The following is a 22,242-nucleotide window of genomic DNA, read 5'->3' on the forward strand; positions in this document are numbered from 1 at the left end:
CAGGCCCCCCGACCTCGGGGTATGGCCGAGCTGCTCGTCTACGGATCCTACGGGTACACTGGGGAACTGATCGTCGAGGAAGCCACGGCGCGCGGCCTCGACCCGATACTGGCTGGGCGCAACGAGCACACCCTCTCCGAGCAGGCCGCCGAGCTGAACTGCGAGATGGCCGCGTTCGAAGTCGACGACTACGCTGCTGTTACGCACGCCCTCGACGGAGTCGATGCGGTCCTCAACTGTGCCGGTCCGTTCGTTGAGACGTACGAGCCAATGGTCGAGGCCGCAATCGAGTCCGGCACTCATTACCTCGACATCACCGGCGAGATCGACGTGTTTCGGGCCGTCGCGGACTACGACGACCGGGCCGTAGAGGCCGACGTAATGTGTATGTCCGGCGTGGGCTTCGACGTGGTCCCCACGGACTGTCTGGCCGCACATCTCCACGAGCGCCGCCCCGAGGCGACTCATCTCGCGCTGGCGTTCAAAGGGCTGGCAGACATCTCACCGGGGACGATGAAGACGATGCTGAATTACGCGGGCGACGGTGGCTACGTCCGCCGAGACGGACTGGTCGAATCGGTGCCGGCCGCCTACCGAACTCGCAGGATCGACTTCGGGTCGGGCGAGCGCTCGGCGGTCACTATCCCCTGGGGCGACGTGGTCACCGGCTATCACACGACCGGCATCCACAACATCGAGGTGTACATTGCTGTGCCGGAGCCGGCCATCTGGGCGATGCGCGGCACGCGCCCCGTCGCACCGCTGCTCGACATCGAACCGGTCAAAACGACACTGGAGAGTGTCATCGACACCGCGGTGACCGGTCCCGGTGCGCGCACCCGTGAGCGTGGCCGGGGGGCCGTCTGGGGTGAGGTGTCCGACGAGGACGGCGGTCGCGCTGTCTCTCGCCTGGAAACACCCGAAACCTACGAACTGACTGTCGAGTCCGCACTGGAGATTGCCGAACGCGTCCTCGACGGGGACGCGCCGGTCGGTTACCAGACTCCTGCGGGTGCCTACGGCCCGGACCTCGTTCTCGACCTGCCGGGCGTCGAACGCGAGGACGTGAGATAAAATGGCCGCCGAACTCACACGCCGGGCACGGATCGGATTCGCGCTCGCGCTCGGCGGGTTCGCTGCCATTCTGGCCGGGGCGCTGTTTTTCCTACCGTTTGGCGTCGACTGGCCGGCGGCGGTCTTCGTCGCCGCCGCGGTGTACGTCGTCTTGCTTTTCGAGACCGTACTGGACGACGCGACGTTCGGCGGGAACTGACTCACCCCTGGTAGTGCCGTCGTTCGACCCGCTCGTCGAACAGTCGGGAGAGCAGTTTCGTCATCGGACCGGTCCCGATGTCGATGCCGTCGACGCTGGCGATCGGTCTGAGCTCCCATGTCGTGTTCGTCAGGAAGGCCTCGTCGGCGTCCCGGACGTCTCCGACCTCGTAGCGGCCGGGTTCGACCGGGAACTCCTCCTCGCGAGCCAGTTCCAGCACCACCTCCCGGGTCACCCCGGGGAGGATATCACAGTCCTCGCTCGGGGTCTTGAGGACGCCGCTGTCGACGAAGCAGACGTTGCTTGTCGCGCCCTCCGCGACCACGTCGTCGAACGTTCGGAGTAGCGCCTCGTCCGCTTTGAACTCGTCCGTTGCGGCCCGCCGGAGTTCGAGTCTGGCCCGAATCCCGTTGAGATAGTTGTGCGTTTTGGCCGCTGCCGGGGTCGCAGCGTCGGGCGTCCGTCGGGTCCTGACGGTCTGGACCACCGCCGGGTCGTCCCACGGGGTCGTTCCCTCGACGCCGCCACGCGGGAGGCCTTTGACGATGACGACGACCGTTGGATCCACGTCGGGGTCCGGCGTCAGTTTCCCAGGCTGGGCCCCTCTCGAAACCGACAGCCGGACGTAGGCGTCGTTGAGGTCGTTCACGTCGAGAGTCGCCCGGACGCGCTCGCGGAGGTCGTCGGGGACGGCGTCGGCGAAGCCGAGCAGGTCGCAGGTGTTGCGGAGTCGGGCCTCGTGGGCGTCCCACGCGAAGACCTCGCCGCCGTAGGCACGCAGTGTCTCGAAAGCCGCGTCGCCGTACATGAATCCGCGGTCGCGGACGCTGACGGTCGCGTCCCCGGCCGGGACGAGTTCGCCGTCTACGTGGAAACGGTAGTCTGACATTGTGTACAGAAGGCCGCGATCAGTTGCTTGCCGATGTCGGTTAGGATGCTTTCCGGGTGGAACTGCACGCCGTAGTGTGGCCGGTCACGGTGGCGCACGCCCATGACGACTCGCGGCTCGACGCCTCGTTGCCCGTCGGTCGCCGTGTGCTCCCCGTCCCCCGCGACGGTCCAGGCGGTTTCGGTCAACACGTCGGGCAGGTCGGCGCGTTCGACGGCCAGCGAGTGGTACCGCCCCACCTCGAAGCGATTCGGAAGGTCGGCGAACAGCCCTTGGCCGTCGTGTTCGACCGTGGATGGTTTGCCGTGGACGACCGCCTCGGCGTGGCCGACCGGCGCACCGTTGGCCGCACACAACGCCTGGTGGCCGAGACAGACACCCAGTGTCGGATACGCGAGTTCGGCGAAGACCGGCATCGAGACGCCCGCGTCCTCCGGAGTGCCCGGTCCCGGCGAGACGACGATCGCGTCCGGGTCGAGGTCGCGGATGCCCGAGACCGTAATCGCGTCGTTGCGGCGGACGACCACTTCCTCCGCCTCAGTATCCCTGCTGTCCTCGCCGTCGTCCGAGTCGCCACACGACCGGTTGGCGACGACCCCACCCGCCCTCTCCGACTGCGTTGAGCCGCCCGGTGACGTGACGACGTCACCGACGTACTGGACGAGGTTGTAGGCGAAGGAGTCGTAGTTGTCGACGACGAGCACTCTCACGACTGCCCTCCGTCGGCCGCGACCTCGACAGCCAGGTCACCCCGCTGGCCGAGCGCCTCGTCGACCGCCGTCACCAGCGCCCGAGCCTTGTCGAGGGTCTCCTCGTACTCGCGCTCGGGTTCGGAATCGTGAACGATCCCTGCGCCGACCCGGAGGTGGTACTCGTCGTCGTAGCGTACGAGCGTCCGAATGACGATGGAAAGTGTTGCCCGACTGTCGAACCCGAACAACCCGACGCTCCCAGTGTAGGGGCCACGGCGCGTGGCCTCTCCCTCGTCGATAATCTCCATGGTCCGTGGTTTGGGCGCACCGGTGATTGTCCCACCGGGGAACACCGCCTCGATAGCGTCCGCCAGGTCTGTACCGTCACGGAGGCGGCCTCGCACTTCCGAGACGAGATGCATCACCTCGCTGTAGCGGTCGACGCGGCGGTAGTCGGTGACCGCGACGCTCCCGTACGCGGAAACTTTGCCGAGGTCGTTTCGCTCCAGGTCGACCAGCATGGCGTGTTCGGCGCGCTCTTTCTCGTCGGCCCGCAGATCTGCCGCCAGTTCGTCGTCCTCGGCCTCGGTCTCCCCCCGGGGACGTGTTCCCGCGATGGGCTCGGTCACCAGTGTGTCACCGTCGCGGTCGAGCAGGAGTTCCGGGCTGGCGCTCACCAGGTCGACGCCGGGAAACTCGACCAGCGCGGAGTACGGTGCGGGGTTGACCTGACGGAGTGCGTCGAAGGCCTCGACGGGGTGGACTGCTGCCGGCGCTGTCAGTCGCTGGGAGACGTTCGCCTGGAACGTGTCCCCGTCGCGGACGTGCGCTTTGACCCGGCGGACCCGGCTGGCGAAGGCCGTCCGGCCACAGTCACTCTCGAACTGGGTTGTCGCGGCTTCGACCGGCGGCGAACCGACCGCCGGGTCGCCCGCAGTTGCCCGCTCGACCAGTTCGCGCGCCCTCGCCAGTCCGTGGTCGTACGCCGCCGCGACCGGTCGCCCTCGGTCGCCGTCGGGGTCGACTCGCGGACAGGCGGTCACCCGGAGCGTCGTCTCCTCGCCACGGGGTTCCTCCCAGGCGGCCAGTCGGTCGTAGAGCGCCACCTGTACTCGTGGGAGGTCGCGGTCGCGCTCGGCGTCGTTCGGTAGTTCTTCTAGCTCCCGAACGAGGTCGTAGGAGAGCCAACCGACCGCACCGCCGGGGTAGGGCACCTCGCAGTCGCCCCGCGCCAGCGACTCGGCGTCGAGGCGGTCACACAGCGTCGACAGTGCTGCCCCGTCGTCGGGGCTGACTGTCACCCAGTCTACGGGGTCGACACCGAAGTAGCCCCAACCGGACTGTCCGCCCGTGGTTTCGAGATAGACACCGTCGGGCGACTCGCTGTCGGCGTTTCCGTCGGTCGGCCGGGCACGCCGGTAGGCTGTAAACGGGTCTTCGACCGTCACCCTGAGTTCGACGGGCACGCGTGTCCCGGGTGTAACACCGTCGGCGACGCTCCGGAAGGCGGTCCTGTCTGTCACGACCCTCGGCGTGGTCATCTGCTCGAAGAAAGCGGATACAACAGTAACCGTTTTGCGGTTCTACTCATCCTCGCCGCGAGCGCGAGCGACCCAGCGACCCACGCGCTTCTCCGAGAGGTCGGTTCCGTCCGCGATGTCCGCGGCGTCGGCCGCCGCCAGGTCGCCGACCGTCTCGACGCCGATGTCGGCCAACGTCTCCGCGTAGGACGGACCGATACCCTTGATCGTGTCCGTCGACGCATCGGCGTTCTCGACCGCTGACTCGACCGCGTCGGCCTCAGCCTCGGATTCGGCACTCTCAGCCTGGACTTCGGGTTCGGTCGCTTCGGCCTGGCGTTCGGCGTCTTCGCTCGAGGATTCGTCGTCGGTTTCACCGGCCGCGTCGGGTTCGGCGGCCGAGCTCGATTCGATGTCGGCGGTCGTCTCGTCGCCGGTGCCCTTGACTGCGTCTTCGGAGGCAGTATCGGGCTCGGGTTCGTGTTCGACCGTTACGCCGGCGTCCTTGCGCCCGGGCTCGGCGGTTCCGGACGTCGAACGAGACCCGGAACCGTCGAGTCCGATCACCGACTTTAGTATCTTGAACAGCCCCATATTCAGATGTAGTCAACCCGCCTACTTAAAGACGCTCCCGCAAAACCCGATTCATTTTTTCTACGGGCGCGTCCGCGCCGGTCCACTGCTCGAACGCCTCGACACCCTGATACAGCAGCATCCACGCGCCGTCGACCGTCGTCGCGCCGGCCGCCTCGGCGTCGCGCAGGAGTCGTGTCTCGACGGGGTCGTAGACGGCGTCCAACACCCCGAGGTCCGCGTGCAGCGACTCGGCCGGGGCCGGCGACCGGTCTTCTTTCATGCCGACGCTCGTACAGTTGACCAGCACGTCGGCGTCGGCGACCAGTTCGTCGAGCGCGTCGAGACCGTGGCCCGTCGCGTCCGGGACTTCGGCGGCCAGGTCGTGAGCCGTCGACTCGGTTCGGTTCGCGACGTCGACGGTCATCCCCTCGTCGGCGAGGCCGAACGCGACCGCCCGACCTGCGCCACCCGCGCCGACGACGACCGCCTCGCCGTCGAGGCCAACGTCGTGTGAGCGAAGTGCACGGGTCGCGCCGACGGCGTCGGTGTTGTACCCCGTCGGTGGGTCGGTGGCGAAATCGACGGTGTTGACCGCACCGATGCGCTCGGCCAGCGGGGCGGGTTCGACGGCGTCCAGCACGTCCTGCTTGAACGGAATCGTAACGTTCAGTCCGCAAACGCCGACTGTCGCGGCCGACTCGACGGCCGCCTGGCCGGCGTCAGCGGGCGGCTCGAAGGTGACGTAGCGGGCGTCGATTCCCAGTTCCTCGTAGGCTGCCTCGTGCATCGGCGGCGACAGCGAGTGCCCCACCGGGTTCCCGATCAGTCCGTACACGTCCATACCGGTGGCAGTCGCGGGGCCGGCATAACCGCACCGCTCCTGCCCCGGTTCCGCGACGGCGGCCGGGCACCTTGGCGCCGTGCCGTCGGAGTCGGTAGGGTAGAATTGACAAAGCTTTCCTTCCGGTGCCGTTTCCGGTCGGATAGTGACTCGACTTCGCCATCCGCTCGTCGCGGTTGCCGTCGCGGTCGCCCTGACGGTGCCGTGGGTCGCGACCGTCCTCGTTGGAGCCGGTGTCGACATCGTCGCGGAAGTCGCGCTCAGTGGTGTGGCGATTCTCGGCGCCTCGTTTCTGCTCGCGTGGGGCGCCGAGACTGCCGAGAAAGACGTGCCGCGAGCGTTCGCTATCGCCGTCCTCGTCAACAAGGCTCGTTCGACGGCCGGGTTCAACGCCCTCATCTCGTCGAAGCTCAACCAGTGGACGCTGCTGGTCGGGACAATCGCCGTCGTCTACTCACTGGCACTCGGCGCGGTCGGGACGCTCCCGTTCGACAGCAAACAGGCGGCCGAGATATGGATCACCGCCGCCCAGTCGTTTTTCGCCCTGGCGCTTTTGATCGACTTCGAAATCTCGACCAGGGAGGCAGTTGTCCTGTTCATCCTCCTTTTCTCCCAGGTCGCTCTGGAGTTCGCGCTCGTCGGGGGACTGATCGAGTTGCCGGTAACCAGCGAGGGGCTGTTGTTCGTCTACACTGGCGTCTATCTGCTGTTGGGCGTCGCACTGTTCATCGAGCGCCGAGGCTCGGTACGCCGGCTGTTCGGCCTGGCCGGCGACGCGGTCCGGACCACCGTCGGTCGCGAGCCTGCCGACGTCGAACGGGCAGACTGATGCTCGGAATCGTCGTCTCCCGCGCGGATCGGGCCTCCGAACACGTCGGCAATCGTCTCCGGGAACTCGCGGACTGGTCGCCGGTGGACGCACCCGCCCACCCCGACGCTGCAGGTCCCGTCTCCCAGACCGACGGGGCACAGCTCCGTGAGTTCGACGCGTGGCACCTCGACCTCGACGACGCCGCCGACGCCTTCCCTGCGGACCTCGACCTGCTCGTGTTCGCCTCCCGGCACAGTGGCGAGACTGGACCACTTCTCACGGCACACCACACGGGCAACTTCGGTCCGGCCGAACACGGCGGCGAGGACGACGCCCTCGCACGGGCCTGTCCGCACGCCCACCGTCGTGTCCTCGACGCACTCGCGACGCACGCACCCGAAGACTACGAGGTCGGGATGGAGTGTACGCATCACGGCCCGACCGACGTCGGTGCCCCCTCGATGTTCGTCGAGGTCGGTAGCGATGAACCCCAGTGGGACGACCCGGCAGCCGCGAGAGCGGTCGCGCGGGCGATTCTCGACCTGCGTGCCGTCGCGCCCGACGCCGACCTGGAACCCGCCAGCGTCGACAATGACCCGACAGGCCAGAACCGTCGCCACCTCGTCGGGTTCGGTGGTGGTCACTACGCTCCACGGTTCGAGCGAATCGTCCGAGAGACAGACTGGGCCGTCGGTCACCTCGCCGCCGACTGGGGACTGTCGGCGATGGGCGAACCCGACCTGAACCGGGACCTGCTCGACGCCGCCTTCGTGGAGAGCGCGGCAACCCACGCCCTCGTGGACGGCGACCGTCCCGCCCTCCGGTCCGAGATTGCGGACCTCGGGTACCAGGTCGTCGGCGAGACGTGGTTACGGGCGGTCACGGGTGTCCCGCTCGCGCTCGCCGCCCGGTTGGAAGACGCACTCGTCACGGTCGAAGCCGGTCTGCGGTTCGGTGAACCGGCTCGCGAGGCCGCCCCGGAGGCCGACTTCCAGGTCGTGTCGCTCCCGGACGAACTGGTCGCCGCGGCTCAGGGAATCGATCAGAACCGGACGCGGGAACGCGTGGCAGCGCACGCACTGGCGTTCCGCACCGCCGAGAACGGCAACCGGGTCGCCGGCCGTGCGGCCGTCGCTTCCCGTGGAGATTACACCGCTATCGTCGACGGCGCCGTAGAGATGCTCCGCACAGCCTACGATACAGTCGAGCGACGCACGGACGTCGTGATCGCTCGGAGAGACCGCTTCGACCCGGAGAAGGCGGAGACGCTCGGCGTGCCGGAAGGCCCGAAGTTCGGTCAACTTTCAGCTGGCGAACCGGTCGAGGTGAACGGACGGACGATTCCTCCCGACCAGGTCCGGTCCGAACAGGTCGACCGGTTTTCCCTCTAGTTTTATTCGCTCGCACCACCGCGAACGAAACGTATGACGTGTGGCTGACAGGAGGGGAAAGATAATTAATGCTGCTCCGCAATTCCACTTTAAATATGGACTCCATTATTAACGACGCCATGGAGGATAGCGAGGAGCAGCCGGCACAAGCACCCGAGGAAACCGAGACCGGCGGGACGACGGCGACCGAAGACGTTTCGACATCGGGACAGATGAGCGACGAGGAGTTGGCGAGTGTCGTCAAAGACCTCGAAACGAAAATCACCGTGGTCGGCTGTGGCGGTGCGGGCGGCAACACGGTTACGCGGATGATGGACGAAGGTATCCACGGCGCGAAACTCGTCGCCGCGAATACGGACGCCCAGCACCTCGCCGACGAAGTGAAAGCCGATACGAAGATTCTCATCGGCAAGAAACGGACCGGCGGCCGCGGTGCGGGGTCGGTCCCGAAGATCGGCGAGGAGGCGGCCCAGGAGAATATCGAGGACATCCAACAGTCCATCGACGATTCGGACATGGTGTTCGTGACCGCCGGGCTCGGCGGCGGAACCGGGACGGGTGCCGCACCGGTCGTCGCTCAGGCCGCCCAGGAGGCAGGCGCGCTGACCATCGCCATCGTGACGATTCCGTTCACTGCCGAGGGTGAGCGACGTCGGGCCAACGCCGACGCGGGGCTGGAGCGCCTGCGTGCGGTCTCCGACACCGTGATCGTCGTCCCGAACGACCGTCTGCTTGACTACGCCCCCTCGATGCCCCTGCAGGACGCGTTCAAAATCTGTGACCGTGTGCTGATGCGTTCGGTCAAGGGTATGACCGAACTGATCACCAAGCCCGGTCTCGTCAACGTCGACTTCGCGGACGTTCGGACGATCATGGAGAACGGTGGCGTCGCCATGATCGGCCTCGGGGAGTCCGACTCCGAGAACAAGGCTCAGGATTCCATCAGATCGGCACTCAGGTCACCGCTACTCGACGTAGAGTTCGACGGTGCCAACTCGGCGCTGGTCAACGTCGTCGGCGGTCCGGACATGTCCATCGAGGAAGCGGAGGGCGTCGTCGAGGAGATCTACGACCGGATCGACCCCGACGCCCGGATCATCTGGGGCGCGTCGGTCAATCAGGAGTTCGAGGGCAAGATGGAGACCATGATCGTCGTCACCGGCGTCGAGAGTCCACAGATCTACGGTCAAAACGAGACAGAAGTCGAACAGGCAGCCGAGAACCTCGGCGACGACATCGACTACGTGGAATAGCGGACTCTCCCGCTCTACTCCCTCCCGCGGGCGTCGTACAGGAGTCCCCGCACCATTTGACCGCTCGTTCCGTTCGCTCGGTATCTGGTACCAACGCGTCGACCTGATTCTCCGCCGCCGGAAAGACGAGACGGCCAACCGGTCGGACAACCTGACTGCCCGAGAGGAGTTTAATTTGCCCTCTCGGGCAGTGTCACGTCTCCCGAAATCGTCACACAGACTACGCTCTCGCGCTCGACCGCCGACGTGGCGGCGACTTCGGCCGTCACCTCGTCCAGCATCAGCAGGTGGTCGCTCGTCTTCGACGAACCACCGCCGGCTGTACGTTCTCTGACCGGAGGACAACGACCGGCCAAATCCGCCGAGCAGGACAGTCACCGCAGACGGTCCGCAGCGCACTCACGCCGTGAACAGTCTACGACTGTCACCCCGCTTGAGAGCGCGGATTCGCACCAATAGATAAAAAAAGGGGCGGGGGTTACATCTGAGCATGCAAGTACCGTACGACCTCACCTCCTACGTTCGGGTGCTGAAACTCGCCAGCACCCCATCGTGGGAAGAGTTCTCCCAGATCGCCAAGATTGCGGGAGCCGGAATCGTCCTGGTCGGCCTGCTAGGATTCATCATCTTCCTGTTGATGAGCTTCATTACAACCCCTCCCGTTTAATATGGGTATCTTCGCTGTCAAAACCACGGCCAGCCAGGAACGCACCGTCGCGGACATGATTATGAGCCGCGAGGAGTCGTCCATCCACGCCGTCCTCGCGCCGGACAGCCTCACCAGTTACGTGATGGTTGAGGCCGACGATGCCGCCGTTTTCGAGCGTATCTCGGACGAGATTCCACATATGCGCGGGGTCGTCCAGGGAAAGAGTTCCATCGCCGAAGTCGAACACTTCCTCTCGCCGAAACCCGACGTGGAGGGAATCGCCGAGGGCGACATCGTCGAACTCATTGCCGGGCCGTTCAAAGGCGAGAAAGCGCAGGTCCAGCGTATCGACGAGTCCAAAGACCAGGTTACCGTCGAGCTGTACGAGGCGACGGTCCCGATTCCGGTGACGGTTCGAGGCGACCAGATCCGCGTGCTGGATTCCGAAGAACGCTAACGCGTTCTCACGGCCCTCTCTCGCTTCGCCGGCAGGAACTCCGGAACGTGGCCAACCAGCAGGCAATTTTGTACTGACCCGTCCGAAGAGCGGTCGCGTTGTGGCTGCGACCCGACGAACTGGGCGCCACCCGGCGACCGTCAGGGAGAGCGAGTCGGGAAGAGGTCAGTTCGCGTCGTACAGCGCGACCACGTCGCCGTAGTCCACCTGCCCGTTGTCGTTGAAATCGTATACGTTCGGGTGGTCCGGGACGCTCGACTGGTCGAGGTTCTCGAATAGGAGTTCGACGTCGCTGTAGCTGTGGTTCCCGTCGCCGTTCGCGTCCTCATACAGACGGTCGCTGTCGGGGTCCGTGGGGGCTGCCTCGCCGACGGTGGGCGGACCGGTCACGACGGTTCCACCACGGGTCAGCACGTCCAGCGTCGCTCCGTCGTCGTCGCTATCGACTTCGTCTTCGGTACCGTCGCTATCGTCCTCGTCGTCGGGTTCGGCGGCGCTGTCGCCCACGGTACTGGCGCTGTCCCCGCCGCCTCTCCCGCTGCCTTCCTGAGAACTTCTGCCGCCCTCGTTCTCGCGTTCGTCCCCAGCACCGCTGCGTTGCACTGTGTCGCTGTCAGTCTCGGTGCCATCGTCGTCCCCGGAGTCACCGTCGTTCTCGGTGTCGCCACCGTCCTCGGTACCGTCGTCAGCTTCAGCGCCGCCGTTGTCCCCGGTGTCGCTATCAGCTTCGGCGCTGTTGTCGCTACTGTCCGCAACACTGCCATCGTCTCCAGCGACATCGTCGTTTTCAACGTGGTTTCCGTCACCGACGCCTTCGGCATCGTGGTTGGCGCTATCGCCCTCGCCTGTCAGCGCCTCTCCGCCCGCAGACTGTGCCGCCGCGGGACCGACCGCCGTCACCACCCCCAGACACAGGAAACAGACCACAAGCGGCACCGCTGATAAAAAAGTCCCACTGGAGCCCGGTAAATTCTGTGGACATCTGTTAGAAGTACCCGACGGGGCTACTGTAATGAATCGTGTTCTTTTTTAACTATACTCGTCAGTGATCTGCCGTCGAGTGTATACCGATACTGAGGTCTCGGTACCGGCCTGGTGACCCCTCTCTGGCGTGTATCTGTCACTACAATTTATTAACTGTACGCTCCGCTAACTGTGCGTGTCCGGGACGGTCGGGTCAGTCCGGAGTCGGATCGGTGCAGCGCTGGTGCCGATCGGGCTCTTCGTCGCGACCGGTATCGCGGGTGTCGTCGGATTCGTCGTACTGGCTGGTATCTCACCAGTCGACGCAGCCTTCTGGCTCCTGGATCCAACCAGCATCGAACGACACTTCCAGCGCCACTCCGGACCAGAGCGGGTGACTAAGGGGTTCACGCTGGCCGTGTTCTCGAGCCTGACCCTATCCGGACTGTGGATCGGCGAGTCGGTCCCGGATACGGTCTTCGGCGGGCAGTTTCGGGAGGAACTACGACGCGTGCAAACGGAACAGACTATCGAGGGCACGTCCGGTCACGTCGTTATCTGCGGGTACGGGATGTTCGGCCGGACAGTTACACGGCAACTCAGACAGCGTGACAAGGACGTGGTGGTCGTCGAGGCGGCCAGTGACGAACCCCTCGTGACCGAGGGCGACGCGCGTAGCGAGAACGTACTCGAACGGGCCGGCGTCACCCGCGCCAGCGCCGTGGTCGGGGGCCATCGACGACTCGAACGTCGCTATCCAGATCGCCATCGTGACGAGCCAACTCGCCCCCGACGCGGACCTCGTCGTCCGGGTCGGCGACGAGACCTACGAGTCGGTCGCCCGTCGTGCCGGCGCCGATACGGTAGTGATTCCGGAGGCCGTCAGCGGGTCGAACGTGGTCGACGGGCTGTGAAGTCAGCCGTCGCCGCGACCGAACAACGCGAACGGGACCCCGTGGACGCCGGCGAGGGTCACGGTGAAAGCACCGGCATTGGCGGGAAACGGCGAGAGCGTGAGTCCGTCCCGCGCGACGAGGAATAGAACCTCCGACGCGCGGTTTCCGGGCCGGAGAACCGAACAGGCGACCGCTCTCGGACGTCAGGCCGTGCGGCCGTTGCCTTCGAGGCGGTCGATGACCTCGTTGATATCGGCCTCGTCCTCGATTGCTTCCTTGACCTTCTCGCGGCGGCGCACCTCGTCGCTGGTGGCGTCGTAAGCGCGGACGTACTCGGCACGGCTGTGTTCGTCGAAGGCGTGTCGGATTGCGAAGTAGCCGTCCGGGAGGACGGTCCCACAGACCTGACATTCGATACGGCCGTGTTCGGTCGCCTGGTGGATGATGAGGTCCTCGACACGCTCGAACCGGTCCGTGCCGCCTTCGATCGCACACTCCCAATGTGGCATCGACCTGGTACAGTCGGGCGACGAATAAAAACGTTCGCTAGCCTCGGCCACGCGAAACCAGAATCCATATGCCACGACCACTGGAATCGGCTTACGACCAATGGCCGGTAGGGCGAGCGATGACGGGTTCCGCGTCGACATGCACGTGAAGATTCTCGACGACGAGGTGGTCCGCCGGGCGAAGGCACGGGGACTGGACGCGCTGGTGTACGCGCCTCACTTCGAGCGCCTCCCCGACATCGAGGAACGAGCACGGGCGTACTCCGACGACGAACTGCTCGTCGTCCCGGCCCGCGAACTGTTCACCGGGGACTGGCGGTCGCGCCGTCACGTCCTCGCTATCGGCCTCACCGACTCCGTGCCCGACTTTCTGACTCTCGACGGCACGATGGCCGAGCTCCGCCGGCAGAACGCCGCTGTCGTCGTCCCCCATCCAGAATTCCTGACGGTGAGCCTCGACGGCGAGCAGATCCGGGAGTACCGCGACCAGATCAACGCCGTTGAGGTGTACAATCCAAAACACCTGGACCGGGACAACCAACGCGCTCGCGAGGTCGCTCGCGAGACCGACCTGCCAGCGTTCGCCTCCTCTTATGCCCACCTTCCAAAGACCGTCGGCGAGGTCTGGACACGTTTCGACCGCCCCATCGAAAGCACACAGGACCTCGTGACCGCGTTGCAGGCCGGCGCAGACCGTCGGATATTCCACCGTGACGGCCTCGTGCACGCGTTACGGTGTAAAGCCGAGTTCTCGCATCTGCTCTGGGAGAACACCTACAAGAAGTTCGACCGGATCTACCTACAGGGGACCGAGCCGACCCATCCGGGCCACATCGCGTACCGAGACGAGTTCGAGGACGCGCGACTGTACTGAACCGGTCAGGCGCCCAGTGCCGTCGTTCCGTGCTCGATCAGTTCCTGGGGAACGTACGACGGCGCGTAGAAGACCAGCGACCCGGCGATTAGCAACTCGAACCCGGTAATGAGGAGGGTCACCAGGCTGGCGTAATCGCTCGAAGTCGAGACGCCCATGGGCAGCCTGAACTCCCTGTCCCAGGGGTACAGGAGCGCGAGCCCTCGCTTGCTCCCGGCGAGATCCAGAATGTAGTGGGTCAACACACCCAACCAGACGAACTGGAGATTGTCGAACACGAACGGATACGCCAGGAAAACTCCCAACACGAGGAAGTTGTGGAGCGTTTTTCGGTGGCGGCCGAAAGCGGTGTCCACGTCGGGAAAGAGTGCGCCCAGGGTCACCGGAATCGTCACTTCGGCGATGGTGCGGAGCGTCGCGACGTCACCGGCCGGTTCGAGGACATACCCCAGGCCGATGCCCAGGAGTACAGCGTTCAGGACGTGGCCCTCTTTGTTCATCCGTCCGGTGACAGGTTCGGCCCAGTAAAAGAGCTTCCCGTCCGGTCACGTCCGGTCGGCGACCCGACCGTCCAGATCCGACAGCGCCCGTCGCGCGACTCGCTCGCGGACCGCCTGGCGGTCACCGTCGATATCGTAGCGCTCGACGGTCGCCGTCGAGGTGCCGGTCCCCCACTCGCCAGCGTACGCGACGGCGACGAACGCGGTGCCGACGGGTTTCTCTGGCGTACCACCCCCCGGGCCGGCGACACCGGCGGTTGCGAGGCCCCAGGTCGTTCCGGCTGTGTCCCGGACGGCCTGTGCCAGTGCTCTCGTGACCGGTTCGCTGACGACGCCGTGTTCGTCGAGCAGTTCGCGGTCGACGGCCAGTAACTCTCGCAGCGAGTCGTAGGAGTACGGAACCAGCCCCCGGTCGAGGTAGTCGCTCGCGCCTGGTGTGGCCGTCAGAAGCGTCGTCACGAGACCGCCGGTACACCCCTCGGCGACGGCTACGGTGTGGTCGGCCGCACGCAGACGGTCGCCGACGGTTTCCTCGATTGGCGGCTCTGCGGCGAACTCGCGCATGGTTAGACTTAGGACCGCGGTGGGCTTGAACCCGGCGGTGCCGGCCACTCACTGCTCGGTCGCAGTGGGAAAGACACAGGGTTCGGGCAGACCCAGACTGTGCATGGACTACGAGCGGCCGCAATTTTTCCGCGTCATGCAGTACGCGGACGCCGCGGCGGGGGACGTCATCGACATGGTGAGCGGGAATCCCGACTGGGAGCCGCCGGGGGCGCTCCGGGACGGACTGGTCGAGTACGCCGACGGCGACCCCGAACAGTTTCAGTACCCCGCCAGCGAGGGGTTGCTGGAGCTGCGTGAGGAGATCGCCGCCCGCCGAAACGTCGCCCTCGAACAGGTGCTGGTCACGAACGGCGCGGGTGAGGCAAACCACCTCGCGATGGCCGAGGGACTCACACGGGGTGCCGGCGACGAGGTGATTCTGACCGATCCGGTCTACCCCTACTACGCCGGCCGGACGAACCTGCTCGACGGGCAGGCACGCTACGTCGCGGTCGACGACGACGGCCAACTCGACCCCGACGCAGTCCGGGAAGCCGCCAGCGAAGACACCGCGCTCGTCGTCGTCAACAGTCCGAACAACCCCACGGGGGCGGTCTATTCAGAGGCGACGGTCCGCGAACTCGTCGATATCGTCGAGGCCTGCGACGCCCTGCTGGTCAGCGACGAGGTGTACGACCACTTCGACTACGGCGGCGAGTTCACCAGCGCGCTCGCGGTCGACTCGGCGCATCGGGTGGTCACCAACGCGTTCTCGAAGTCCCTCGCCATCACCGGGTTCCGGGTGGGGTACGCCATCGTTCCGGAGTGGCTCGTCGACCGCTTCCGGACCCGGCACATGCTGACCAACGTGACGAGCAGTCGGCCGGCCCAGTACGCAGTCTGGCAGGCACTCAGGGAGACGCCACCGGACTACTACGGGCGCAACCGCGAGATGCTTCGCGAGCGAATCGTGGCGTTCACAGACGCTCTCGACGCCGCGGGAGCGGAGTACACCACACCACAGGGAAGTTTCTACGTCATGGCGCGCTTCCCGGATTTCTCTGGCACCATGGCCAACGTCGAGCGACTGATCGACGAGGCCGGTGTCGCCGGGATGCCCGGCGCGGCCTTCGGTGAGTCGCGAACGGACTGGTTCCGATTCGCTCTCGTGACCCCTCGCGCCGAGGAAGCCGCCGAACGACTGGCCGGGTACTTCGACTGAGAATCCGGGGGTTCATACCCGAGGACGCCCCCACTCTCTGTCAATGAGTGACCGTGAGGGAGCCGGCCGGCCGGCGACCGCGGAGAGCGACGCCGACGACGCGGATTGGCGGGCGTACTTCGGCTACGACGAGCCCTACGCGAACCAGCCCGACGCCGTCGAGGCGGCCATCGAGGTGGGTCGCAAGAACGGTTACCTCGCGATGGAAGGCCCCTGCGGGACCGGCAAGACAATGGCCGCGCTGACCGCCGCGACGACGCTCGTCCGCGAGGACGACTACGAGAGCGTCGTAGTCGTCACGCCGGTCAAACAGCAACTCCACCAGTTCGTCGCGGACCTCCGGGCGGTCAACGCCGGGCTAGACGACCCGCTAGACGGCATCGCCCTCGTGGGCAAACGAGACCTCTGTCCGTACGGCCGCGAAGACCTCTTTGCGCGGGACGAAAGTGTCCACGACCGCTGTGAAGACCTCCGGGAAGACACCGCTCACCTCGTCGAGGCCGACGGCGGAACCGACACGCACAGCGGGGCCGCGACCGACGCCGCCGTCGGGGCCGACGCGGACGAAAAGGACCAGTGGTGGGACCCGAAACGCGGCGCCGATCTCGCCACGGCCGCTCGCCGAGACCCGGAGCAGTTCAATACGGTGGCCGACGCCCGGCTGGAGACGGCTGGCGTCGAGTCCCCCTACCGCCCCGAACAGCCTCGCGCCCCGGAGGAGATGGCCGACGGCGACGACCCACCGCTGTACTGTCCCTTCGAGGCCGACTGGTACGCCCGCAACAGGGGTTCGCCCGTCGATTTCGCCGACGGCGAGGACAACGTCCTCACCTCGACCGAGTTCCTGCCCGAGTCCGTCGCCCACGGCACCTGTCCCCACCGCGCGATGGGTGTTCTGCTGGGCGAGGCCGACGTGGTGATCGGCAACTACAACCACCTGTTCGACCCCGACTCCCGGCCTCTCCTGTCGCAGGTCCTCGACGAGAACACGTTCGTGATCGTCGACGAGGCCCACCGGCTGGAGGGCCGTGTCCGGGACCTGCTCTCGGACCGTGTGGGACGGCACACGCTCGTTCGGGCGCGCAACGACTGCGCACAACTGCTCCAGCTTTCGAACCAGAGCCGCGACCACGAGCGCGAGGTCGACGACCGGCTGGCCAGCCACGACGTGCCCCGCGAGGCCGTCGCCACCGCCCGGCAATTTTACGACGACCTGGTGGACTGGCTGGACGGGCGCGTGACCGACCATCTCGATTCCGAGTTCGGCCGCGGCTGGGAGAACGACCTCCGCTCACTCCCCGAGGAGGACCTGGAGGTTCCGCTCCGTGACCCCGAAACCGAGGAGAGAGACGACCTCAGCGAGTGGGCCGAGCGCGAGGGGTACTCCGGCGACCTGTGGCGGTCACTGGCCGCGGTCGGGACTGCCGTCGAGACGACGCTGGACGAACTCGGGGAGAGCCGGCAGTGTGTCGCGGCCGCAGTGGGGGCGGTGATGGGCAACTGGTACGAGCGCGACCACGCCACCGCGTTCCGGGAGGTCGAACTCGAACACTCCCCCTCGGACACCGGCGCGACCGCCGCCCCCTGGCAGGCGGTCTACACCGCCGGCCTCCTGCTGTTCGACTGCATGCCTGCACAGGCCCTGCGGACGATCCTCGACGAACTCGGCGGCGGGGTCCTGATGAGCGCGACGCTGGAACCGCTTGACGTGTTCACCCGCGTCTCCGGACTGGACGCCATCGAAACGACCGGGACGGGGGGGCTATCGGCCTCCGAGGACGACCCGGGCCGGCCCGTCGAGACCCGGTCCTACGGGCTGACCTTCCCCGAGGAGAACCGTGCGAGCTGGCTCGTCGACGCGACGGCCTACACCGCCCGCAATCGCGGCGACCCCGTCCGCGACCACGGCAACCGCGTCCGTGACGAGTACGAACAGGTGCTCCGGACCGTGGCACGCAGCCCCGGTAACGTGCTGGTCGCGATGCCGAACTACCGGGAGGCGGCCTGGGCTGGCAGCTACCTCCGGGACGTGGTAGAGAAGGACGTTCTGGTCGACGAGAGTTCGAGCAACGAAGCCACCGACGACCGCAAACGGGAGTTTTTCAGCGGTCCGGGGAAGGTACTGGTCACGAGTACCCGCGGGACGCTCACGGAGGGCGTCGACTACGACGGGGACAAACTCCACGCGTGTGCCGTCGTCGGTGTGCCGCTGGTCAACATCGGTTCGCCGCGCGTCCGCGCGGTCCGGGCCGCATACGGCCGCGCGTTCGGCGACGACGTGGCCTTCGAGTACGCGCTGACCGTGCCCGCGGTCCGCCGCGCGCGCCAGGCTATCGGCCGGGTTGTCCGGGGAACCGACGAGGTAGGTGTCCGGATGCTCGTCGGCGAGCGCTACACGGAAGACGCCGTCCACTCCGTCCACGAGTATCTCTCTCCGGCGGAACGCCGCGAGTTCGTTCGGATGACGCCCGACTTCCTCGGTCCGCAGTTCGACTCGTTCTGGAGCGACCACGACGCACCTGAGTGACCGTGGCCGTCGACCGACCCGCGACCTCGTTTCAGAAAGCATATGTGGCGTGATTCCCCGCTTTCAGTCGGATGCCTGAGTGTCAGAACTGCGGTTCTTTCGTGACTGAGGCGTACGTCCGGGTGTTTACGCCCGAGACTCTCGACGCACCGCGTGTCTGTCCTAACTGCGAGGACAAGATCAGGGACGGAAACGACGTCCGCGAGGCTCGTTCCTCGCGGTCCTGACCCCTTTTCTCGTTTCCCCGATTACCGACGACTCGTCTCGCTCGTCCCCGTCCACCCCCAGCTACAGCTTGCGACCCGAAACTGGGGACCGACGACTACACAAGTCCCCCGCCGAACCGTTAGATATGGATCTCGAGGTAGAGGCCGTCGAGGCAATCGACGAGACGGCCGTCCCAACAGGCGTCGACGCGGCCGACTACGTCCTCTACGGCGGGAAAGGCGGCGTCGGTAAGACGACGATGGCGGCCGCGACGGCGCTGGCCAGCGCCCGCGACGACACCACCACGCTCGTGGTTTCGACCGACCCTGCCCACTCGCTGTCCGACACCCTCGAAACGGACATTCCGGCCGACCCCGAGCGCATCCGGAAGGACATTCCACTCTACGCCGCCGAGATCGACCCCGAGGAGGCCGTCGGTGACGGCCCCTTCGACGCCGAGGGTGGCCTCGGCGGAATGGGTGGTCTCGGGCAACTGCTCGGCGGTGGCGGCCCGATGGGCGGCATGGGCGGACAGAGCCAGCAGGCAGATGCGTCCGGTGCCGAGGACGAGGCCGCAGCCGCGGACCCGCTGGCCGGGCCGATGCCCGGGATGGACGAGGCGGCCGCGATGCGGCTCCTGCTCGAGTACATGGACGACGACCGGTTCGAGCGCGTAATCGTCGACACCGCGCCGACGGGCCACACGCTCAGGCTGCTCGAACTGCCGGAACTGCTCGACTCGATGATGGGGCGTCTCCTGAAGTTGCGCCAGCGGCTCAGCGGTCTCTTCGACTCCCTGCCGTTCGGCGGCGGCGACGAGGAGCAGGGGGCCGACATGGCGGACCTGGAGGTGCTTCGCGAGCGCATCGAGCGGCTCCGCGCGGTGCTTCGCGACCCCGCGATGACCGACTTCCGTATCGTGATGGTGCCCGAGGAACTGAGCGTGATGGAGTCCCAGCGGCTGCTGGACCGACTGGAGACGTTCGGGGTTCCAGTCGAGACCGTCGTCGTCAACCGCGTCATGCAGGACCTCACGGACGTGGCGGACGTCGAGAGCGACTGGTCCGTCTCGCCGGACCTGGACGACTGTGAGTTCTGTCAACGCCGGTGGCAGGTTCAGCAGCAGGCACTCAAAGAGGCCCAGGACCTGTTCCGGGGGCACGACGTGAAACGGGTTCCGTTGTTCGCCGACGAGGTGCGCGGGGAGAATCTGTTGCGAGTCGTCGCCGCCTGTCTCGACTAGTCGACGAGCCGGGAGACGCCGACGCCCATCCCCACGATAAGCAGGCCGAGCAGGCCGTTCAGGACGAGGCCGATCTGACGGCCGTTGACGAAGTTCTGGACTCCCAGCCCGACGAACAACATTCCGATGAGCACATGCAGTGACAGCACCACCTTCCCCAGGTCGAAGTCCATACGTTCCAGTTGCCTCCCGCAAATAAAAAGTCGCCCGAAACACAGCCAGCCGCCGTCGATTTCACTCGGTGTCCGTGACGACCAACACGTGCAGGTCGTTGACGTTGGTCCCCGTTGGCCCTGTCCGGAGCAGGGCGGTCCGCTCGCCGAGGTGCGACGCCGCGTCGTTGTCCGCGAGCGCACGCGCTGCCGCCTCGTCGTCGACCGTCTCGACGTCGACGAGCGCACCGGCCACCCCGCTCGTACCGTCCTGACCGTCCGTGTCGACGCTCGCTAGTACGGCTCCCTCGGGGAGCGAGCGGGCCGCACTGAGCGCAAACTCGCAGTTGGGGCCACCACGGCCGTCGCCGTCGACTGTGACCGTCGTCTCCCCGCCCGAGAGAATGACCGCCGGCGGCGAGACGGGACTCCCGGTTTCGCGGCTCTCCCGGGCCACCGCCGCGTGGGTCTTGGCCACTTCCCGGGCCTCGCCCTCGATGCCCGCGCCGAGTACCAGTGGCGTGAAACCCGCATCCGACGCGACGCCGCTGGCCGCGTCGATGGCCGTCCGCCCGTTCGCGAGGACGAACGTCCGGACGTGCTCGAAAACCGACGCGCCGGCCGTTGGCGTCTCCGCCACCTCGCCGGCGACACCGCGGTCGAGCCGTTCCTCGACCGGTGTCGGTGGCGCCACGTCGTACTCCTCGAGGACACGTTGAGCGTCAGCGAACGTCGTGGGGTCCGGGACGGTCGGGCCGCTGGCGATTACCGCCGGGTCGTCGCCGACTACGTCCGAGAAAAGCAGTGTGACGACCGTCGCTGGCGCGGCCGCGCGAGCCAACTGACCACCTTTGATCGCCGAGCAGTGTTTCCGGACCGCGTTGACCGCACCGATGGGTGCGCTCGCCGACAGTAGCGATTCGGTCACCCGCTGGAGGTCCGAGAGCGCGAGACCGTCGGCCGGAGCGGGCAGAAGCGCGCTCCCGCCGCCGGTCAGGACCGCCAGAACGAGCGTGTCCTCCTCGGCGTCGACGGCCGCTTCCCGGACTGCTCGGGCGCTCTCGACGGCGCGCTCGCTCGGAATCGGGTGGTCGCCGTCACGGACGGTAACGCGTTCGGTTGGCGTGGGGTCGTCGGTGACCACGACGCCGCCGTTGAGGCGGGTTTCGAGGACCCTCTCCAGTGCGGCCGCGACCCCCGCCGCGGCCTTCCCGCCGCCGAGGACGACCACGCGCTCGAAGGCGTCGAGGTCGATGCGGCCACCGGCGACCCGGAGCCGGTCGTCCTGCAGGGCGAGTCGGTCGCGGACGACCCGTTCGGGACGGGCGGCGTCGATGCCCGCCTCGATGCAGGCCAGTGCCAGGCTGTGGGCGGCAGTCCGTGAGCGGGCGTCGCGGTCCCGAATCACGCTAACTTTTTAACCAGTCGGTACACGCCGTCGCGCAGGCGGTCCGGGACGAACCGGAGCAGCGTGGAGTACTTCGCGACCTGGCCGACCGGATAGCGCGGGTCGGGGTCGGGTGAGCAGGCTGCTTCTAAAACCGTCTCGGCTACGTCTGTCGGTGCGACCGCCAGTGCGCTCGTGCCCCCGAATGTCTGCCCCTCATCGTAGAACGCGTAGATCGAGTCGTAAGCTCCCGAGCGTTCGGTGCCGTTCTCCAGTTCCTCGTCGGCTCGGTCGTCGAAGTTCGTATCGACCGGTCCGGGCTCGATCAGAACGGCGTCGATGTCGTACCCGTCGACCTCGCCCCGGAGTGCGTCGGTCAGCCCTTCGAGGGCGAACTTCGAGCCGTTGTAGACGCCCATGCCCGGCGTGGCAATCCGGCCCGCGACCGAGGAGATGTTGACGACCGTCCCCTCACCCTGCTCGCGCATGTGGGGCAAGGCCGCGCGGATTAGACGGTGCGGGCCGTAAACGTTCACGTCGAACTGGTCGTGGACGCGGTCGGTCGGCACGTCCTCGAGCGGACCGAACTGCGCGTAGCCGGCGTTGTTGACGAGACAGTCGAGCCGACCGTCCTCCTCGACGACGCGCTTGATGGCGGCGTCGACGTCTTCTTGCTCTGTTACGTCGAGTTCCTGGGTCCGGCAGCCCGCCTCGGCCAGCGCCTCGATGTCGTCCGTGTCCCGTGCCGTGGCGTAGACCGTCCACCCCTCCGCTTCGAAGGTCTCTGCCGTCGCGCGACCGATGCCGGACGACGCCCCCGTGATCAGCACCGTCTTGTCTTCCATACCGCACGCCTCGCCCGGG

The 22,242-nt window shown here is 66.6% G+C and carries 26 protein-coding genes and 1 pseudogene; 15 read left to right on the forward strand and 12 right to left on the reverse strand.

Features of this window, described 5'->3' with window-relative positions:
* Window positions 1–21: 21 nt before the first annotated feature.
* Complete coding sequence (locus tag Q0964_RS02405; RefSeq protein WP_299263063.1) at window positions 22–1,074, forward strand: saccharopine dehydrogenase family protein; 1,053 nt, start codon at window positions 22–24, stop codon at window positions 1,072–1,074.
* A gap of 1 nt (window position 1,075) precedes the next feature.
* Complete coding sequence (locus Q0964_RS02410) at window positions 1,076–1,273, forward strand: hypothetical protein (protein WP_299263064.1); 198 nt, start codon at window positions 1,076–1,078, stop codon at window positions 1,271–1,273.
* 1 nt (window position 1,274) lies between these two features.
* Here the strand turns inward: Q0964_RS02410 and Q0964_RS02415 are convergent, their stop codons facing one another.
* From Q0964_RS02415 to Q0964_RS02435, 5 genes are read right to left on the reverse strand one after another with little or no spacing between them, the layout of a single operon-like run.
* Window positions 1,275–2,162, reverse strand: a complete 888-nt coding sequence (locus Q0964_RS02415; protein ID WP_299263066.1) for an aminotransferase class IV — start codon at window positions 2,160–2,162, stop codon at window positions 1,275–1,277.
* Window positions 2,138–2,872: an anthranilate synthase component II gene (locus Q0964_RS02420; protein ID WP_299263068.1), complete on the reverse strand. Its 735-nt coding sequence runs from the start codon at window positions 2,870–2,872 to the stop codon at window positions 2,138–2,140. The genes Q0964_RS02415 and Q0964_RS02420 overlap by 25 nt, the downstream gene beginning before the upstream one ends.
* Window positions 2,869–4,395: an aminodeoxychorismate synthase, component I gene (pabB, locus tag Q0964_RS02425; protein ID WP_299263070.1), complete on the reverse strand. Its 1,527-nt coding sequence runs from the start codon at window positions 4,393–4,395 to the stop codon at window positions 2,869–2,871. Before pabB ends, Q0964_RS02420 begins: the two co-directional genes overlap by 4 nt.
* 42 nt (window positions 4,396–4,437) lie before the next feature.
* Entirely contained in the window at window positions 4,438–4,968 is a 531-nt protein-coding gene (locus tag Q0964_RS02430; protein ID WP_299263072.1) for a helix-hairpin-helix domain-containing protein, read from the reverse strand.
* A gap of 25 nt (window positions 4,969–4,993) precedes the next feature.
* Window positions 4,994–5,791 (reverse strand): shikimate dehydrogenase, encoded by a 798-nt coding sequence (locus Q0964_RS02435; RefSeq protein WP_299263074.1) that lies wholly within the window; start codon window positions 5,789–5,791, stop codon window positions 4,994–4,996.
* A 145-nt stretch (window positions 5,792–5,936) separates the two neighbouring features.
* On the opposite strand from Q0964_RS02435, the gene Q0964_RS02440 reads away from it, so the two are divergent.
* The 5 genes from Q0964_RS02440 to Q0964_RS02460 all read left to right on the forward strand — a co-directional run bounded on the left by Q0964_RS02440 (window position 5,937) and on the right by Q0964_RS02460 (window position 10,352).
* Window positions 5,937–6,620 (forward strand): hypothetical protein, encoded by a 684-nt coding sequence (locus tag Q0964_RS02440; protein WP_414652125.1) that lies wholly within the window; start codon window positions 5,937–5,939, stop codon window positions 6,618–6,620.
* Window positions 6,620–7,993, forward strand: a complete 1,374-nt coding sequence (locus Q0964_RS02445; protein ID WP_299263076.1) for a D-aminoacyl-tRNA deacylase — start codon at window positions 6,620–6,622, stop codon at window positions 7,991–7,993. Before Q0964_RS02440 ends, Q0964_RS02445 begins: the two co-directional genes overlap by 1 nt.
* 95 nt (window positions 7,994–8,088) lie before the next feature.
* Complete coding sequence (gene ftsZ / locus Q0964_RS02450) at window positions 8,089–9,246, forward strand: cell division protein FtsZ (protein WP_299263078.1); 1,158 nt, start codon at window positions 8,089–8,091, stop codon at window positions 9,244–9,246.
* Window positions 9,247–9,736: 490 nt separating this feature from the next.
* The gene (locus Q0964_RS02455) at window positions 9,737–9,913 is read left to right on the forward strand and encodes a protein translocase SEC61 complex subunit gamma (protein WP_299263080.1); all 177 of its coding nucleotides are present in this window, start codon (window positions 9,737–9,739) and stop codon (window positions 9,911–9,913) included.
* Between the two features lies 1 nt (window position 9,914).
* The gene (locus Q0964_RS02460; protein ID WP_299263082.1) at window positions 9,915–10,352 is read left to right on the forward strand and encodes a transcription elongation factor Spt5; all 438 of its coding nucleotides are present in this window, start codon (window positions 9,915–9,917) and stop codon (window positions 10,350–10,352) included.
* A 165-nt stretch (window positions 10,353–10,517) separates the two neighbouring features.
* On the opposite strand, the gene Q0964_RS02465 is transcribed toward Q0964_RS02460, so the two are convergent.
* Window positions 10,518–11,279, reverse strand: a complete 762-nt coding sequence (locus tag Q0964_RS02465) for a hypothetical protein (protein WP_299263084.1) — start codon at window positions 11,277–11,279, stop codon at window positions 10,518–10,520.
* 607 nt (window positions 11,280–11,886) lie between these two features.
* Here Q0964_RS02465 and Q0964_RS02470 point away from each other — a divergent pair.
* From Q0964_RS02470 to Q0964_RS02480, 3 genes and pseudogenes are all read left to right on the forward strand, one after another.
* Window positions 11,887–11,982, forward strand: a pseudogene (locus Q0964_RS02470) (hypothetical protein); the annotation flags it as partial.
* 103 nt (window positions 11,983–12,085) lie between these two features.
* Window positions 12,086–12,229 carry a hypothetical protein gene (locus Q0964_RS02475; RefSeq protein ID WP_299263220.1) on the forward strand — a complete coding sequence of 48 codons (144 nt, stop codon included), beginning with the start codon at window positions 12,086–12,088 and terminating at the stop codon, window positions 12,227–12,229.
* Window positions 12,226–12,357, forward strand: coding sequence for a hypothetical protein (locus tag Q0964_RS02480; protein WP_299263222.1), 132 nt, complete (start codon window positions 12,226–12,228; stop codon window positions 12,355–12,357). The genes Q0964_RS02475 and Q0964_RS02480 overlap by 4 nt, the downstream gene beginning before the upstream one ends.
* Window positions 12,358–12,414: 57 nt before the next feature.
* Here Q0964_RS02480 and Q0964_RS02485 read toward each other — a convergent pair whose 3' ends face one another.
* Window positions 12,415–12,720: a DUF7565 family protein gene (locus Q0964_RS02485; protein ID WP_299263086.1), complete on the reverse strand. Its 306-nt coding sequence runs from the start codon at window positions 12,718–12,720 to the stop codon at window positions 12,415–12,417.
* Between the two features lie 100 nt (window positions 12,721–12,820).
* Between Q0964_RS02485 and Q0964_RS02490 the strand changes: the two genes are divergently transcribed.
* Entirely contained in the window at window positions 12,821–13,594 is a 774-nt protein-coding gene (locus tag Q0964_RS02490; RefSeq protein ID WP_299263088.1) for a PHP-associated domain-containing protein, read from the forward strand.
* Between the two features lie 5 nt (window positions 13,595–13,599).
* On the opposite strand, the gene Q0964_RS02495 is transcribed toward Q0964_RS02490, so the two are convergent.
* Complete coding sequence (locus tag Q0964_RS02495) at window positions 13,600–14,094, reverse strand: metal-dependent hydrolase (RefSeq protein ID WP_299263090.1); 495 nt, start codon at window positions 14,092–14,094, stop codon at window positions 13,600–13,602.
* 45 nt (window positions 14,095–14,139) lie between these two features.
* Window positions 14,140–14,658: a CinA family protein gene (locus Q0964_RS02500; RefSeq protein WP_299263091.1), complete on the reverse strand. Its 519-nt coding sequence runs from the start codon at window positions 14,656–14,658 to the stop codon at window positions 14,140–14,142.
* A 103-nt stretch (window positions 14,659–14,761) separates the two neighbouring features.
* On the opposite strand from Q0964_RS02500, the gene Q0964_RS02505 reads away from it, so the two are divergent.
* From Q0964_RS02505 to Q0964_RS02515, 4 genes are all read left to right on the forward strand, one after another.
* A complete protein-coding gene (locus Q0964_RS02505) occupies window positions 14,762–15,862 on the forward strand; it encodes a pyridoxal phosphate-dependent aminotransferase (protein ID WP_299263092.1) in 1,101 nt (366 codons plus the stop codon).
* 43 nt (window positions 15,863–15,905) lie between these two features.
* Entirely contained in the window at window positions 15,906–18,389 is a 2,484-nt protein-coding gene (locus Q0964_RS02510; protein WP_299263094.1) for an ATP-dependent DNA helicase, read from the forward strand.
* Window positions 18,390–18,460: 71 nt separating this feature from the next.
* Window positions 18,461–18,616: a DUF7563 family protein gene (locus Q0964_RS18555; protein WP_170845305.1), complete on the forward strand. Its 156-nt coding sequence runs from the start codon at window positions 18,461–18,463 to the stop codon at window positions 18,614–18,616.
* Window positions 18,617–18,741: 125 nt separating this feature from the next.
* Window positions 18,742–19,839, forward strand: a complete 1,098-nt coding sequence (locus Q0964_RS02515; protein ID WP_299263096.1) for an ArsA family ATPase — start codon at window positions 18,742–18,744, stop codon at window positions 19,837–19,839.
* Here the strand turns inward: Q0964_RS02515 and Q0964_RS02520 are convergent.
* The 3 genes from Q0964_RS02520 to Q0964_RS02530 all read right to left on the reverse strand — a co-directional run bounded on the left by Q0964_RS02520 (window position 19,836) and on the right by Q0964_RS02530 (window position 22,223).
* Window positions 19,836–20,012 carry a hypothetical protein gene (locus Q0964_RS02520; protein WP_299263098.1) on the reverse strand — a complete coding sequence of 59 codons (177 nt, stop codon included), beginning with the start codon at window positions 20,010–20,012 and terminating at the stop codon, window positions 19,836–19,838. The genes Q0964_RS02515 and Q0964_RS02520 overlap by 4 nt on opposite strands.
* 61 nt (window positions 20,013–20,073) lie before the next feature.
* Window positions 20,074–21,399, reverse strand: a complete 1,326-nt coding sequence (locus Q0964_RS02525; protein WP_299263100.1) for a glycerate kinase type-2 family protein — start codon at window positions 21,397–21,399, stop codon at window positions 20,074–20,076.
* Window positions 21,396–22,223: an SDR family oxidoreductase gene (locus Q0964_RS02530; protein ID WP_299263102.1), complete on the reverse strand. Its 828-nt coding sequence runs from the start codon at window positions 22,221–22,223 to the stop codon at window positions 21,396–21,398. Before Q0964_RS02530 ends, Q0964_RS02525 begins: the two co-directional genes overlap by 4 nt.
* Between the last annotated feature and the right edge of the window lie 19 nt (window positions 22,224–22,242).

It is taken from the genome of Halorientalis sp. (genome assembly GCF_028275115.1).
Taxonomy (GTDB): Archaea; Halobacteriota; Halobacteria; order Halobacteriales; family Haloarculaceae; genus Halorientalis.